Here is a 16,424-nt window from a genome sequence, read left to right as displayed (position 1 = left end):
AAAAATCATTAGTACAACTTTAACAAGCCGTATTACTTTTTTAAAATAATTCCTTAAAATTTACATTAGATCCTCATTACTTTCAAAACTCTTTAAAATATTTTTCGTTCAAGTTGTTGGAAAACTGTTCAATAAATATTTTAAAATTACTTTGAAATCTAAATATCTAAAATTTAAAGGACAAGGCCTTCTATCTACGTTTAAATAAACGCCAAACTGATTCTAAAAGCTCTAATTTGATTGAAAAACAATAGACGTTAATTATGCTTAAGTATTTTTAAAATGATCTTAAAACTCACATAAAACGGTCATTTATGATATATAAAGTTGATTAAAATCTATTTTATGATAAGAAAAACATATTATAAAAAAAAAGCGCCCCGAAAGGCACTTTTGATAGATTCGATCTATTTACTTCTAAATTAATTCTTCAACGATTAGAAGTTCTTCTTCCGTCGCTCCTTTTGGAGGATTCTCGTAAATAGTTTTAACATTCTTTATAACTTCAACTTTGATTGCTGTCGGAATGTCTAAGTCTCTTAAATTTAAGATTGCTTTAGATCGTACAAAAGTAGATTCACTTCGAAGTGATAAAGCAAATAATTTTTGCAATTCCTCCGCATCAAAATCCGAAACTTGCAAAGAAGTATATTTCAATAAAAATTGATTAAATAACAACGAACTTTTACTATTGTTGGTGTTTTTCTTGAATGCATTTTGCAGCAAACTAAAATTTGTAATCGTCTTAATATTTCCACCAATACTTTCTTCAATAGTCAACCGTTCTGCTTCGGTTGCTACTTTAAAATATTTGTTGATATCTTTTAAGGAATTGTTGATGCTGTTTTCTTCTTTTTTACCTTTCTCATCCCAAGCATCCTTTAAACCAACAGTTTTATTAAACACTAATTTACCATCAGTGGTATCCTTGTCAACAGTAAAATAACCCATTCTTTGAAACTGAAAATGAGTTCCAATTTTTGCTTCTTTCAAACTTGGTTCTACAAATCCTGTCGTAACTTCTAATGAATTTGGATTGATAAATTCTAAGAAATTCTTCTCTTTGTGACTGTCTGGTGCTTCATCTAAAAACAAACGATCGTACAAACGAACTTCAGCAGAAATAGCATGTTTTACAGAAACCCAGTGCAAGGTTCCAGATACTTTTCTTTGACTTGCTTCTGTTCCACTTCCACTTTTAGAATCAGGATCATAGGTTGCAAAGATTTCAGTTATGTTTCCGCTTGCATCTTTGGAAACGCTTTCTCCTTTAATTAAATATCCATTTTTAAGACGGACTTCTTTTCCAATAGTTAATCGAAAAAATTTAGCACTCGCTTCTTCCAAAAAGTCTTCTTTCTCAATGTACAATTCGCCTGAAAAAGGTACTTTTCTAAAACCAGCACTTTCATCTTCTTGGTTATTTTCAGCATCCAACCACTCCTCTGCTCCTACTGGATAATTGGTAATGGTTAATTTTATCGGATCTAAAACAGCCATTACACGAGGTGCAGTTTTGTTTAAATCTTCTCTCAAGCAAAAATCTAAAAGTGAAACATTTATAATATTTTCGCGCTTCGCAACACCAATAGTTTCACAAAATTTACGAATAGAATTGGCCGTATACCCTCTTCTTCTCAATCCTGAAATGGTTGGCATTCTAGGATCATCCCAGCCATTAACCACATTGTCTTGAACCAATTGCAACAACTTTCGTTTGCTCATTACAGTATAATTCAAATTCAAACGTGCAAACTCATATTGATGTGGACGCACTTTAGTATCGTCGTAAATTTGATCTAAAAACCAGTTGTAAAGTTCGCGATGCATCACAAATTCTAATGTGCATATTGAATGTGAAACACTTTCTATGTAATCGCTTTCCCCATGTGCAAAATCATACATTGGATAAATGCACCATTTATTTCCTGAACGATGGTGGTGGCGGTGTAAAACACGGTACATCAACGGATCTCGCATCAACATATTTGTTGATGTCATATCTATTTTAGCACGTAAAACGTGACTTCCCTCTGGAAAATCACCATTTTTCATTGCTTCAAACAATTGTAAATTTTCTTCAATAGAACGGTTTCTATGCGGTCCATCAATTCCTGCTTGCGTTGGTGTTCCTTTTTGAATGGCCATGTCTTCAGAAGATTGACTGTCCACATAAGCTTTACCATTTTTAATCATTACCACAGCCCAGTCATACAATTGCTGAAAATAATCAGAAGCATATCTTTCTTCAGCCCATTTAAAGCCCAACCAGTTAAGATCTTCCTTGATCGCATCAACATACTCTTGTTCCTCTTTGGCTGGATTGGTGTCATCAAAACGCAAGTTTACAGGCGCATTGTAACGCAATCCCAATCCAAAATTCAAGCATATCGATTTTGCATGCCCAATATGCAAGTATCCATTAGGTTCTGGTGGAAAACGAAAACGCAATTTATCTTGCGAAAAACCATTGCTTAAATTCTCTTCAATGATTTGTTCTATAAAATGAAGTGATTTCTCTTCTGCTGCCATAATTTTGTATAATTTTAGCAAAGATAAAAAAAAGCAGCAAGCTTTAAAGCTAAAACTAGCTTGTTAACCTTTGAAAATTCAACGTAAAATTCAATTCATTATGAGTACCATCAAATTAAAAAATATTAGAACCTTTTCTTATCACGGTTGTTTAATAGAAGAAGGTAAAATTGGTTCTGATTACGCAGTTAATCTCACTGTAGATGCTAATTTAGAAGAATCAACACTAACCGATCATTTGGGAGATACAGTCGATTATGTGCATTTAAACCGTATTGTAGTGGAAGAAATGGCAATTCGATCTCAATTACTGGAACATGTCGCCAAAAGAATAAATACGAGAGTATTAGCCGAACTACCAATGGTACAAAAAACTATTGTAGAAGTTTCAAAGATTAATCCTCCTATTGGTGGTGATGTTGAGTCGGTTACCATAAAATTAAAAGAATATAGGTATTCTAAAATAACGCAGTAACTTTAATTTTAAAAAAATAGTTTGAAAATATTTTTTAACTATGATGATTTTGGTTACTTTTGCCAACCCATAACAATGGCGTCGTGGCCGAGTGGCTAGGCTGGGCTCTGCAAAAGCTCCTACTCCGGTTCGAATCCGGACGATGCCTCTAAAACCTTCAAAGTAATTTGAGGGTTTTTTTGTGTCTTATTGGTAATAAGATATTCTTATTATATAAAAATTCTACAGCGATTATTTCTTCGTGAGAACTACAAAATTGACTGCACTCTAGCGCATAAAAAAAGCCTCTCCAATGGAAAGGCTTACTCCTTATAATTATCTAAAGAATTACTCTTTCTTAATGTGTTCAAAAGCATTTTTTACCATTTCCTTTTCTTTTGGAAACCAACCTTGAACAATTAAAACTACTCCGAAAACCATTAACACTACGCTAATTCCTTTTTTGATTTTAAGAATATTAGTCGGCGTCATTTTAGATTTTAATTGTTTGGCCAATAGTATTTTAAGGCAATCAACAATCAAATAACTCACAATAACCGCAGTAAAGAAAGTTATCATCCTTGATGTTTGCATCTCTAATTTTGGCCCTACCGAAATAATTATCGCCATCCAAAAGCCTAACACACCAACATTGATCACATTTAAAACAAAACCTTTTGCAAATAGTGAAGCGTAGTCGCGCTTTAAAATATCACGGTCAATTTCTTCAAGATTAATCGGTTTCACTTTTTTTAATTTCATAAAAGAAATGATACCATAAGCTAACATAATTATACCTCCAAAAATAAATAAAGCAGGTTTATCTTCTAAACTTTTAATCAATCGATAACTCCCTAAATATGCAATGGCTATAAAAAACACATCTCCTAAAACCACACCTAAGTCAAAAGCCAGAGCGGCCCTAAACCCTTTTGTAATACTTGTTTCAAGTAATATAAAAAAGACAGGACCAATCATAAAACTGAGGAAAATTCCCCATGGAACTCCGGCTAAAATATCATTTATCATTCAAAAAAATTATTATTTTTCTTCAATTCGGCCACCTAAAACGGTCTTCTTGTTAATTTGTTCTGGCTTGCCATAAATATAGATCGATCCACCAGCACTTACTTTTGCATCAACTAAAATAGAAGCATTAACTTCGGCATGGCCGCCAGCCGAAACACTAACAGCCGTTTGAGAAGTTAGCAAATTTTTAGCTTCTAAGATACCACCAGCCCCTAAACTTGCCGACTGATTGGTAGCAGAACCACTAATATTGACAATTCCGCCAGAGACAGCTGTTACTTTTACCTTATCCACCTCTAAATTAACTTCTACCCTTGCGCCTTCTTGTGCACTAACTTCAAAAGCAGTTTGTTTAAACGTTTCTTTCGAGTGTGCAATACTTCCCTCATTCACATCAATTCTTTCAATACGCTTGTAATAAAGTTTGATGCTCATATTATTTCCTGAAAGTAATTTTGGAAACGGCATTCTAATTTTCAGTTGTCCATTTTTATTCACTACTTCTACTTCATCACTGCGATCGCCTGTGATGTCAATCTTATTAGTTGAAGATTGAAATAGTTGGACACTTAATTGATCAAAAACCTTTATTTCACTAAACTCGCCTAACTCTTTTGAAACTTGTGCAAAAGAAACTTGAACAAATAAAATTGCAATTCCAATTAGTATCTTTTTCATATTCACTTTAATTAAATTTATTATTCTCCTGCTCTTCTCAGAAAATGAAAATCCAGTTGTTTTTTAACTAAATCTGCATTTTTAACCTTCACATAAATTTCGTCTCCTAATTGTAAAATTTTTCCTGAAGTTGCACCAACCATAGCATATTGCTTTTCATCGAATGTATAATAATCGTCTTTTATTTCACGAATACGCACCATACCTTCACACTTGTTGGCCACAATTTCAACGTAAATTCCCCATTCGGTAACACCCGAAATAACTCCCAAGAACTCTTCATGCTGATGATCTTGCATGTATTTAACTTGCATGTACTTAATACTATCACGCTCTGCACTAGATGCTAAACTTTCCATACTAGAACAGTGCAGCGATTTGGTTTCGTACAAATCTTCATCTACTGAAGTTCCTCCATCTAAATAAAACTGTAACAAACGGTGTACCATAACATCAGGATAGCGACGAATTGGTGACGTAAAATGAGAATAATAGTCAAAAGCCAATCCATAATGACCAATATTATCAGTCGAATATTTGGCTTTACTCATACTTCTAATGGCTAACGTATCAATTAAATTTTGTTCTTTTGATCCATTTGCTTGTTCCATCAAAGCATTCAGTGATTTGGAAATATCTCCTTTATTCCTAAAATCAATTTTATAACCAAACTTTGCAATTACAGTTTGCATGGCTATTAATTTATCTTCATTTGGTTCATCGTGTATGCGATAAATAAATGTTTTCTTCTGCTTACCAATGTATTCTGCTACTTTACGATTGGCTAAAAGCATGAATTCTTCAATCAAATGATTGGCATCCTTAGATACTTTAAAATAAACGCCCTCTGGTTCTCCTTCTTCATTTAAATCAAATTTTACTTCAACTTTATCAAAAGAAATTGCGCCATTTGCCATTCGTTTTTTACGAAGAATTTTAGCCAATTCATCTAATTTTAAAGTCGCTTCCACTAATTCTTCTGAAACTTTATACGAAGATCCAGTAATCGAAATTTCTTCTGGAATAACATCGTCTTTGGTTTCAATGATGTACTGTGCTTCTTCATACGCAAAACGTTGGTTGGATAACGTTACCGTTCTACCAAACCACTGGTTCACTACTTGCGCTTGAGGTGAAATTTCAAAAACGGCCGAGAAAGTATATTTTTCTTCATCTGGACGCAAGGAACAGGCAAAGTTAGATAATACTTCAGGCAGCATCGGTACTACTCTATCAACTAAATAAACCGAGGTTGCTCTTTGATACGCTTCATCGTCTAAAATAGTTCCTTCTTCTAAATAATAAGAAACATCGGCAATATGAATTCCGATTTCGAAGTTGCCATTTTCTAATTTTTTAAAGGAAAGTGCGTCATCAAAATCTTTTGCATCTTTTGGGTCAATCGTGTAGGTCAACGTGTCGCGCATGTCCCGACGTTTGGCAATTTCGCTTTCAGTAATTGACGTATCAATTTTTTGCGCGAATACTTCTACCTCAATCGGAAAATCTGCAGGAAGGCCGTATTCAGCCAAAATTGCATGCATCTCTGTATTGTGTTCACCTGGTTTACCAAGAACCTTTATAACAGCTCCAAATGGGCTATCAGCACGTTTTTTCCAGTCTTCAATGACCACCAAAACAACATCGCCATTTTCAGCATCACCAAATTTATCTTTTGGAATAAAAATATCGGTATACATTTTTGGATTGGCCGTCGAAACAAACGCAAAGTTGGGTTGAATGTCAATCACACCCACAAATTCTGTTTTGTTTCTCTCAATTACTTCAATTACTTCTCCTTCAGGTCGCTTTCCTTTTCTACGGTTGTAGACATAGACTTTTACTTTGTCTTTGTCTAACGCACGATTCAAATTATTAGTCGGAATAAATACATCTTCTGCGAAATCTTCACAAATAAAATAAGCCGTCTTACGGCTTGTCATATCAATGGTTCCTTCGTAATAATCTTGGCTTACTGCTTTGATTAAATAAGCTCCTGGCTCTGATTCAATTATCTTATTTTGAGCGGCAAGAATTTTTAAATCCTTTATAATTTGATTGCGACTTTGGGTATCGTCCAATTCTAACTTAGCTCCTATTTGTTTGTAGTTGAATGGTTTATTAGCATTTTGCGATAAAATTTTAATTATTTTATCCGAAAAATCTTTTTCGTTTTTTATCGGCTTTCTAATTTTCTTACTCATATATCTTTTCTTATAAAGTTTAAAATTACGAAGAAGATATCAGATTACGGATTTTAACGAGTACATTTATTAAAAATATAACTCCTGAATTTATAAAAACAGTGTTATGAAAGGCTTTAAAACTATAGCAATTTTCAATTATCAACACGAAACTGTTGTTCTAAAACACTTATTAGAACAAGATGAAATTCCGTATTTTTTTGAAAACGAAACCACATTATCTATCGTTCCTTTTTACGCAAATGCTTTGGGTGGTATTAAACTTAAAATACACCATAGCGATTTTGAACGCGTTCAAACATTCATCGACAATTTAAACAATCCGCTTCGAATCGTTTGAAATCAAAATTACATGCAACTGCTACTTCATTTTTAGTTGCAACCGATAATCACTTTCAAATTTCAGAATCAATTCTAAAATTTCAAACTACTGTCCAATTTAATCCAATTTTAATTTTTTCTTTTTTCTAAAATTTCAAAAGTTGTTAACATATATTAAATACAACAAAAAAGAAATTTTAAATTTAATTAATTTTTGGTGGTTATTATGGCTTGTTAATAGTGGCTATAAAATTGTGAAAAAAGAGTGTGATATTAAGTTTTGCTTCTTTATATAGAGTTATCAACATAGCTAATTGGAGTTAATGGTTTCATTTTAAACACTTTTTAGATTGCTATTAACAATCGTTGATAACCTAAAGACAAATGATTTTGTAGATAACTTCACCTAGCGTTTTATGTTGATAAACTACTTTTAAGTATTGATAACTATTCTAAAAAATCAGTAAACTTTATTAGGATTTCTAATTGCAGTTTTGGATTAGGTAAAAAAATCAAACAACCAAAAAAAACTTCTAATATTCTATCCATACTTATTAACAATTAATATTAACGTAAGGTAAGCTGAGTATCAACTCATTAGCTTTTACTATTAACATTGTAAAAAATTAACATTTAAAATATATATTATACACTGATTATCAATATTTTATATAAATTTATCTTTTTTATAATTACGTAAGTATTTGAAAATAGGTTAATTATAGTGGAATAAAAATATACTTTTACGGGTATATATTTAATTGTCAATCGAATAGACTTTAATTAAATTGCAAATAAACAAATCGTTATAATTAATTATTGAATTGTTTGGTTAAATTTGTCGATACAACTAAATAGTATTTTAAAATGAAAATTTCAATAGGAAACGATCACGCAGGACCAGAGTATAAAAAAGCAATTGTAGCCATGTTGCAAGCAAAAGGACATGAAATAACTAATTACGGAACAGATTCTGAAGATTCAGTAGATTATCCTGATTTTGGACATCCCGTTGCAACAGATGTAACTGAAGGCAAAGCCCATTTTGGAATCGTTATTTGTGGTAGTGGTAACGGAATTGCGATGACGGTTAACAAACACGCTGGTGTTCGAGCTGGTTTGTGTTGGACTAAAGAAATTGCCTATTTAACACGTTTACACAATGATGCTAATATTGTAAGTATTCCGGCGCGTTATACTTCGATTCAACAAGCAGTTGAAATTGTAGAGACGTTTTTAAATACCGAATTTGAAGGTGGAAGACACCAAACTCGTGTCAATAAAATTGCTTGTCAATAAGTAAAATTAGCGCTGCTACCTATTAGTTGCAATAAGTAGCAGCGTTTTAAAATTAAAGTAAGGTTTTATAGCATGGAACCTCCTTAACTCCGCCCCGAGTCAATTTATTATTATTTATAGTTAACCTATCCTAAAAATAAATTGAAAAATGAAGCGTCTTTTAAAAAACAGTATTGGCACTATTCTAATTACAATGCTTCCTAAAAAAGCAGATGAATTACTGAATAAAGGAATGACCATAGACATGAATTTGTCTCGAAGAGATCGCTTCATGCGAGATGCTTTACTACAAAAAGCTAAAAATAAGAACGATTTTGAAACGCTCTCTCAGTTTCATGAAAATTATTGGATCAACAGAGGTGAAGAATATTTTTCTAGCGGATTTAATAATAAAGTACTAGACACTTTTTTTATACCCAATTGTTCTTTTTTGATTGATTTGTTGCAAGAACAACTGCAAAATGAATCTCTAAAATACCATACGCTTGTTGAAATTGGTACTGGAGATGGTACAATTTTGGAATATTTAAGTTCTAAATTTCCGCAAATTGATCGATTTGTTGGCATCGACTTAAGTAGTTCTCAAATTGAAGCAAATAAAAAATTATTTAATGGCAGCTCAAATTTAGAATTTGTAGCCTGCGACGGTTTTGATTGGATCAAGCAAAACGGACATAACGCTATGATAGTGGTGACCTCGAGAGGAGTTTTAGAATATTTTACGCAGTCAAGATTACAGGAATTTTTTGACGCACTAAATAAATTCAAAAAAAATATTTTTATTGCCATCGAGCCTACAGGATTGGATCATGATTTTGTAAAAAATCCAAATTCTGAAATATATGGTTCTGAAAATTCTTTTTCTCACAACTATGCCAAGCTATTCAACGATGCTGGTTTTAAAATATGGCATCAATCTAAAATGAACTATTCACAGCCCGAATGTTACATCAATTTTATTGGAGTAAAAAACTAAAGTTAGTTTAAGTTTACAATAGGCTTCAGAGTAATTATTATCAGTTGAACATTACTACTAATAACGTTTGCTGACTTCTGTGCATAAAAAAAGAGTTACTTTTTTACTTTTTAAAATAAACAACGGCTATTACTATTTGAATTACTACGATGATCCAAAATTTCCATAGATAGCTTTTCTTGCTTGTTTTGTGTCTAAAAACAAGCATGCCCAATCCAGAACCAATCGTTCCGCCAAGTAAAACAAAAGTTAAAAGTGCTTGTTCTGAAATCCTACTTCTACGGGTTTTTGCTGCATTTTTATCGTATCCCATTAGTACAAAAGCAATTAAATTTAAGAGCAAAAAAGAATAGAATAAAATCATAATTGAAGTTCGATTGAGATTTAAAGATAGTATTTTAGCATCAGTTTTGTAACGTAAAAAAGACTCCTTTTTAATCCGCTATTCCTAATGAACAATATTCAATTCATTTCAAAAACGGTCGCAACTGCGGCTATAAATATTCAAAAAACAGTACAATTACTTTCAGAAGATTGTACCATTCCGTTTATTTCCCGTTATCGAAAAGACGTTACTGGAAATTTGGATGAGGTAGTAATTGAACAAATTGCCAAACTTCAAAAAGAGTACGAAACCATCGTAAAACGAAAAGAAACGATTTTAAAAGCAATCGATGAACAGGGGCAACTTTCGGTTGAATTAAAAGCAAAAATTGATCATAGTTTTGATTTACAAGATATCGAAGATTTGTATTTGCCGTACAAAAAGAAAAAACGAACCATAGCCGATGTAGCTCGTGAAAACGGGTTGGAGTCCTTAGCCAAAATTATTGTGTCCCAAGGCAATGATGACGTTGATTTTCTAGCCAGTCAGTATATTAATGAAGCGATAATTAACGAAGACGCTGCGTTGCAAGGTGCACGCGAAATTGTTGCCGAGTGGATTAATGAAAATATTTATGTCCGTCAGCAATTGCGTCGTTTGTACCAGCGTAAAGCTGTCGTTACTACAAAAGTAGTGAAGAGTAAAAAAGACGATGAAGCCGCACAAAAGTTTACCCAATATTTTGAATGGGCAGAGCCACTATCCAAAGCACCTGCACATCGATTGATGGCGATGTTGCGTGCAGAAAAAGAAGGTTATATTAAATTAAAAATTGAGACCGATATTGATGAAGCCTATGATATCATTGATGAAATCATCATTAAAAAGCAAAACAATACCACGCCACATTTGCAGTTGGCTATTGAAGACAGTTACAAACGGTTGTTGCAACCGGCCATTTCTAACGAAACTTTACAAGACGCTAAAACGAAAGCCGATGCCAATTCGATTCAGGTTTTTGCGAACAATTTAGGGCAGTTGTTGTTGGCGCCGCCTTTGGGAGAAAAGCGAATTTTGGCTATCGATCCTGGTTTTAGAAGCGGTTGTAAAATTGTGTGTTTGGATGAAAAAGGTGATTTATTATACAACGAAACCATTTATCCGCACGCACCTCAAAAGGAAGAAGCGATGGCTATGAAAAAAATTCGTTCGATGGTAAATTCTTATAAAATTGATGCCATTTCAATTGGAAATGGAACGGCTTCACGAGAGACAGAATTCTTTATTAAAAAAATAGCCTTTGATAAACCGGTTCAAGTTTTTATTGTTTCAGAAGCTGGAGCCTCAGTATATTCGGCGTCTAAAATTGCTAGGGAAGAATTTCCTGATTATGATGTTACCGTTCGTGGATCGGTTTCTATCGGAAGACGTCTGTCTGATCCTTTGGCGGAGTTGGTAAAAATTGATCCAAAAGCAATTGGAGTTGGGCAGTACCAGCACGATGTAGATCAATCTAAATTAAAAGATGAATTGGATACTACGGTTGTGCGTTGCGTAAATTCGGTTGGTGTAAATATCAATACCGCTAGTAAACACTTGTTGAGTTATGTAAGTGGAATTGGAGAGAAACTCGCTGAAAATATTGTGAAGTACCGTTCGGAAAATGGTCCGTTTGAAGATAGAAAACAATTAAAAAAAGTGCCTCGTTTGGGAGAAAAAGCCTATCAGCAAGGCGCCGCTTTTATTCGAATTTCGAATGCTAAAAATCCGCTAGATAACTCTGCCGTACATCCCGAGGCATATTCGATTGTGGAGAAAATGGCAAAAGATCTAAAATTGAAAGTAACTGAATTGATTGCCAATAAAGAAAAGACGGCTTTAATTAAGCCCGAAAATTACATTACCACAGAAATTGGTTTATTAACGTTAAAGGACATTATTAAGGAATTAGAAAAACCAGGTTTAGATCCAAGGAAATCAGCCAAAGTATTTGAATTTGACCCAAATGTGAAAACAATAAAAGATTTAAAAACCGGAATGATTTTACCTGGAATTGTCAATAACATAACCAATTTTGGCTGTTTTGTGGATATTGGCGTTAAAGAAAGTGGACTCGTGCATATTTCGCAACTAAAAGCCGGATTTGTGAGCGATGTCAATGAAGTTGTAAAGTTACACCAACATGTTGAGGTAAAAGTTACTGAAGTAGATGAAGACCGAAAGCGCATTCAGTTAACGATGATAATATAAACAGTCTTTAAAATAAAAATTCCAAACTCTTATTGCGTACAATGAGAATTTGGAATTTTATTTTTTATTAAAAAAGAATTACTCTGGAGTCTCCTCTTTTTTAGCCGTAGTTTGTTCGTCTTTAGCAGCGTTTTTGAATTCTTTGATTCCGCTTCCTAAACCTTTCATTAATTCCGGAATTTTTTTACCTCCAAAAAGCAATAGTACAACTGCTAGAATAACAAGGATTTCTGTAACACCAAATCTTCCCATGATTGAAATATTTAATATGCCGAAGCAAATTGATATAAAGTACTGCAAAGGTATACAGAATTACTTATATATAATTGCATTTGAGGCCAAATATTTTTTTTTGAGTACGTTAAATATTTGATAAATTACTATTTTATCTTTAGTTATTATCTTTTTTCAAAGTTTTAAGACGGCTATAAATTATTATATTTGCCAGAATAAAGTACCATAATGCCAAAGAAAAAAAAGAAAAGAGCCACTATAAAAAAACGTTTATTCAATAAAAACCGATTGGTAATATTGAACGAAGATACTTTTGAAGAAATTTTTTCTTTTAAGCTTAATTTGATGAACGTTTTTGTGACGCTTACTCTAGGTGCTATTTTCTTGGTATCAATTACTACTTTCATCATTGCCTTTACGCCTTTGCGAGAATACATTCCGGGTTATTCTTCGACCGAATTAAAAAAGAATGCAACAGAGCTAGCTCTAAAATCAGATTCGTTAACAACTGTTTTACATCAAAATGAGTTGTATATAAAATCGATTCAAAAAGTTTTAACGGGAGAGTTAGAGTATGCTAAATTTAATAAAGATTCTATTTTGGCCAACGAGGAATTAGTAGTTCCCGAAGAAGATATGCAAGCTACTGCTGCCGAGTTGCAATTGCGAGCAGAAGTAGAGAAAGAGGAGAAGGCGGCAAAAGAGTCAAGTGCAAAAGCTTCAAAAAAGAAAACCAAAAACACTAAATAATTAGTTCTTAAAATGTCAATAAAAGCTATAGCGGCAAAATTATTTGCCAGTAAAATATACTATCAGACGCGTGCTTGGGCTAATAAACCTGTGGAAACACAAGTAGAAGTTTTTCAAAGTTTAATTAGAGATGCTGCAGAAACGGAGTTCGGAAAAGACCACGGTTTTGATAAAATAAAGACAATAAATGATTTTCGCAAACGCGTACCCATTCGTGATTATGAAGATTTAAAACCCTATATTGAAAAAGTTCGTTTGGGCGAAAAAGATATCCTTTGGAAAGGTAAACCTTTGTATTTTGCTAAGACTTCAGGTACCACTTCGGGAGCAAAGTACATTCCACTTACCAAAGAATCGATGCCGTTTCATATTGAAGCATCTCGCAATGCGATTTTGCACTATATCTATGAAACAGGTAATGCTAATTTTGTAGACGGCAAAATGATTTTCTTGCAAGGAAGTCCGATCTTGGTTGAAAAATACGGAATCAAATTTGGCCGTTTGTCTGGAATTGGAGCACATTTTGTTCCGAAATATCTACAAAAAAACAGACTGCCTTCTTGGGATACGAATTGCATTGAAGATTGGGAAACTAAAATTGATGCCATTGTCGAAGAAACCATTGAACAAGACATGACCTTGATCTCTGGAATTCCGTCTTGGGTACAAATGTACTTTGAACGCTTACGAGAAAAAAGCGGTGGGAAAAAAGTCGGAGATTTATTCAAAAATTTTCAATTATTCATTTATGGTGGTGTCAATTACGAACCGTATCGAGCGAAGTTTGAAAATTTAATTGGTAGAAAAGTAGACAGTATTGAGATGTTTCCAGCTTCTGAAGGATTTTTTGCTTATCAAGATACGCAGACACAAAAAGGAATGTTGCTGTTGTTAAACAGTGGTATCTTTTATGAATTCATTAAAAGTGATGAATTTTTTGATGAGAATCCAAAACGTTTAGGCGTAGCCGATGTAGAAATTGGCGTTAATTACGTTATGATTGTATCAACCAATGCGGGACTTTGGGCTTACAATATTGGGGATACCGTAAAGTTTACTAATCTAAAACCGCACCGCATTATCGTTTCGGGCCGCATCAAACATTACATTTCTGCCTTTGGTGAGCATGTTATTAGCAATGAGGTAGAGAATGCCATGAAAGAAGCAATGGAAGGAACAAGTGTTCGAATTAATGAGTTTACAGTGGCGCCTCAAATTAATCCAATTTCGGGACTTCCGCACCACGAGTGGTTTATTGAGTTTGAAAATGAACCAGAAGACATGGTATTATTTTCAGAAAAATTAGATGCCGCGATGCGCAAGCAAAATATTTATTACGACGATCTAATTACTGGAAATATTTTACGCAAAGTAGTTGTTTCTAAAGTGGCTTTACACGGTTTTGAAAATTACATGAAATCGGTTGGAAAGCTGGGTGGTCAAAATAAAATTCCGCGTTTAGCAGACAATCGTACGATTGCAGATGTGCTGGAAGTGCTATAATTCTATTCGCTTTTATTTGAACGTACTATAATTGATAAAACTTCGACTTATTTCAAATACATTTTTAGTAAATTCGTAATTTAAATCAAAAAAAATCATAAAAATTATGCTTTCTTTAAGCAAAGTTTAGAAAATATAAAATTATGGCAGAGACCAAACACATATCAAGATCAAGAGCACAAGAATCATCAGCAGCAATTGAAAAAATGTACATTACGATGCGTCATTTATTCAACCGTGGTTTCTACAAACCAATGGGCGTTTCTGGAGATACTTTGCGAGAAGCATTATTAGCATTGCGACCAGAAATTTATGGCTTTATTGGTGACGAAAAAGTCGAATTAAATGGCTTGTTGTATGTAATGGAACGTTTACCTATTGGTATTGAAGAATGTCGTTTTATCAATTTAACTTCAGATGAGGGTTATTCTAAATCGCATTTTGAAGCCATTGTTCCTCCAAAAAGAAGACGCAACTGTTACCGTATAGATGAAGAGCAAATGAACGTTGAAATTACGCGCGGACGCTCTGATATTTATGACATTTTAACCCATTTGACGTTCATTTTCATAGAATCTCATAAAATTAGAAATCGAGTGCTATTGGATGAGGCGGGCGAACTATCTCGGGATTGGATGAAATTAGAATATGCAGTACAACAAAGCAAAAAATTATCTTTAGTGGATAAGGAAATTGCCATTTCGCATACCGCTAATATTTTAGGCAGAACATTCGAAGAAATTTTAGATATCTACGATTCTTTTGGATCCGAAAAGGCTCCTGATCGTTTCTTGCACGTCATTTATTGGTTGGGGAAATTAGCTATTGAAGAATTATTAGATAATAATAAAAGAACCATTACGTTCAGTCCGATTCTTAGAGAGCGTTTGGGACATCACATTCATGGTGAAATTTGGGCAACCAATATTAAAGAAGTTTTAAAAGCCAACAATCTTTTAGACAGACCCATTCATATTATTAGTGCCAATATGCACAGTGTGATGAATTCGATTTTTGCCACGCCAATTTTGCGACCTAAATTTAAAGGTAAAGAAGATTTTACTATTTACGAAGAATTGAGCAAATCGGGTGCAAGCGCCATTCGAAAAGAAGTAGAAAATATCGCCCTAAAAAACGGAATGTTATTTTTACCAGATACTTCAGGTACTAATATTGATGTTGAAATTTTTGATACAGCCAAGATTGATTGGAGTATCACCGCTTTTGCAAATGTAAAATTAGAGGATCCGAAACCTGTGCTTATCGTCATGGATTATGCGTTTGGGGAACAAGCCTACGAAACGATTGATGAGCTTTTAAAACCGTTTAAAAAAGATACGTTACTTAACGTACAATCGGTTTCGATTATGGGTAAAGCAGGAATTTTAGAAGGAGGAAAAGGAGACATTATGATTCCAACTGCCCATATTAACGAAGGAACGGCAGATAATTATTTTTTCGAAAATGAATTAACTGGAGCTATGTTTGAAGGAAATGGAATTGCAGTTTATGAAGGTGCTATGGTTACTGTTTTGGGAACCTCATTGCAAAATCGAGAGTTACTTAAATTTTTTCATGAATCTACTTGGGGAGTAATCGGATTAGAGATGGAAGGGTCGTACTATCAAAAAGCGATTCAATCAGCGTCTAAAATTAGAAAGAGCATACCCAACAACGTAAAAGTAAGATATGCGTATTACGCGTCGGATAATCCACTAGAAACAGGAAGTACGTTAGCTTCTGGAGGATTAGGAACTACGGGAGTTAAACCAACGTATTTGATTACGATTAAAATTTTAGAGCAAATTTTGAACGTGTAAGTTCAAATAAAAAAATAAATTTCAAGTTAGAGTTGAGATATAAAGCATA

14 protein-coding genes and 1 tRNA gene are annotated in these 16,424 nt (G+C 33.5%); 9 read left to right on the top strand and 6 right to left on the bottom strand.

Annotation, left to right across the window (positions count from 1 at the left end):
- Positions 1 to 417: 417 nt before the first annotated feature.
- On the bottom strand, positions 418 to 2,532 hold the full coding sequence (locus tag ACRASX_RS05000) for a glutamine--tRNA ligase/YqeY domain fusion protein (RefSeq protein WP_432222625.1): 2,115 nt from the start codon (positions 2,530 to 2,532) through the stop codon (positions 418 to 420).
- 100 nt (positions 2,533 to 2,632) lie between these two features.
- Here ACRASX_RS05000 and folB point away from each other — a divergent pair, with 100 nt between their 5' ends.
- Both folB and ACRASX_RS04990 read left to right on the top strand, forming a co-directional pair.
- Positions 2,633 to 3,007, top strand: coding sequence for a dihydroneopterin aldolase (folB, locus tag ACRASX_RS04995; protein WP_432222624.1), 375 nt, complete (start codon positions 2,633 to 2,635; stop codon positions 3,005 to 3,007).
- A 77-nt stretch (positions 3,008 to 3,084) separates the two neighbouring features.
- A tRNA-Cys gene (locus ACRASX_RS04990) sits at positions 3,085 to 3,155 on the top strand.
- Between the two features lie 179 nt (positions 3,156 to 3,334).
- Here ACRASX_RS04990 and ACRASX_RS04985 read toward each other — a convergent pair.
- Genes ACRASX_RS04985 through rnr form a run of 3 tightly spaced genes read right to left on the bottom strand, consistent with a single transcriptional unit; the run spans position 3,335 to position 6,897 of the window.
- Positions 3,335 to 4,015, bottom strand: a complete 681-nt coding sequence (locus tag ACRASX_RS04985) for a LysE family translocator (protein ID WP_066312148.1) — start codon at positions 4,013 to 4,015, stop codon at positions 3,335 to 3,337.
- A gap of 12 nt (positions 4,016 to 4,027) precedes the next feature.
- The gene (locus ACRASX_RS04980) at positions 4,028 to 4,693 is read right to left on the bottom strand and encodes a head GIN domain-containing protein (RefSeq protein WP_432222623.1); all 666 of its coding nucleotides are present in this window, start codon (positions 4,691 to 4,693) and stop codon (positions 4,028 to 4,030) included.
- Between the two features lie 20 nt (positions 4,694 to 4,713).
- Positions 4,714 to 6,897: a ribonuclease R gene (gene rnr, locus ACRASX_RS04975; protein WP_432222622.1), complete on the bottom strand. Its 2,184-nt coding sequence runs from the start codon at positions 6,895 to 6,897 to the stop codon at positions 4,714 to 4,716.
- Between the two features lie 106 nt (positions 6,898 to 7,003).
- Between rnr and ACRASX_RS04970 the strand changes: the two genes are divergently transcribed.
- From ACRASX_RS04970 to ACRASX_RS04960, 3 genes are all read left to right on the top strand, one after another.
- Positions 7,004 to 7,237 (top strand): hypothetical protein, encoded by a 234-nt coding sequence (locus ACRASX_RS04970; protein ID WP_066312141.1) that lies wholly within the window; start codon positions 7,004 to 7,006, stop codon positions 7,235 to 7,237.
- An 848-nt stretch (positions 7,238 to 8,085) separates the two neighbouring features.
- Positions 8,086 to 8,517 carry a ribose 5-phosphate isomerase B gene (gene rpiB / locus ACRASX_RS04965; protein ID WP_066312136.1) on the top strand — a complete coding sequence of 144 codons (432 nt, stop codon included), beginning with the start codon at positions 8,086 to 8,088 and terminating at the stop codon, positions 8,515 to 8,517.
- A 148-nt stretch (positions 8,518 to 8,665) separates the two neighbouring features.
- Positions 8,666 to 9,493 (top strand): class I SAM-dependent methyltransferase, encoded by an 828-nt coding sequence (locus tag ACRASX_RS04960; protein WP_432222621.1) that lies wholly within the window; start codon positions 8,666 to 8,668, stop codon positions 9,491 to 9,493.
- A gap of 103 nt (positions 9,494 to 9,596) precedes the next feature.
- Here the strand turns inward: ACRASX_RS04960 and ACRASX_RS04955 are convergent, their stop codons facing one another.
- Entirely contained in the window at positions 9,597 to 9,857 is a 261-nt protein-coding gene (locus tag ACRASX_RS04955) for a DUF1294 domain-containing protein (RefSeq protein WP_432222620.1), read from the bottom strand.
- Between the two features lie 87 nt (positions 9,858 to 9,944).
- Here ACRASX_RS04955 and ACRASX_RS04950 point away from each other — a divergent pair, with 87 nt between their 5' ends.
- A complete protein-coding gene (locus ACRASX_RS04950) occupies positions 9,945 to 12,068 on the top strand; it encodes a Tex family protein (protein WP_432222619.1) in 2,124 nt (707 codons plus the stop codon).
- 78 nt (positions 12,069 to 12,146) lie between these two features.
- Here the strand turns inward: ACRASX_RS04950 and ACRASX_RS04945 are convergent, their stop codons facing one another.
- On the bottom strand, positions 12,147 to 12,320 hold the full coding sequence (locus ACRASX_RS04945; RefSeq protein WP_066312127.1) for a twin-arginine translocase TatA/TatE family subunit: 174 nt from the start codon (positions 12,318 to 12,320) through the stop codon (positions 12,147 to 12,149).
- A 210-nt stretch (positions 12,321 to 12,530) separates the two neighbouring features.
- Here ACRASX_RS04945 and ACRASX_RS04940 point away from each other — a divergent pair, with 210 nt between their 5' ends.
- From ACRASX_RS04940 to ACRASX_RS04930, 3 genes are all read left to right on the top strand, one after another.
- A complete protein-coding gene (locus ACRASX_RS04940; RefSeq protein WP_066312123.1) occupies positions 12,531 to 13,052 on the top strand; it encodes a peptidase in 522 nt (173 codons plus the stop codon).
- Between the two features lie 12 nt (positions 13,053 to 13,064).
- Complete coding sequence (locus ACRASX_RS04935) at positions 13,065 to 14,555, top strand: GH3 auxin-responsive promoter family protein (RefSeq protein WP_432222618.1); 1,491 nt, start codon at positions 13,065 to 13,067, stop codon at positions 14,553 to 14,555.
- Between the two features lie 143 nt (positions 14,556 to 14,698).
- Positions 14,699 to 16,375: a DUF6909 family protein gene (locus ACRASX_RS04930; protein WP_066312119.1), complete on the top strand. Its 1,677-nt coding sequence runs from the start codon at positions 14,699 to 14,701 to the stop codon at positions 16,373 to 16,375.
- Positions 16,376 to 16,424: the final 49 nt, after the last annotated feature.

Source organism: Flavobacterium sp. TMP13 (genome assembly GCF_050847115.1).
GTDB lineage: Bacteria > Bacteroidota > Bacteroidia > Flavobacteriales > Flavobacteriaceae > Flavobacterium.
The sequence above is the reverse complement of the archived record's forward strand: the minus strand, read 5'-3'. Positions and strand labels throughout refer to the sequence as shown.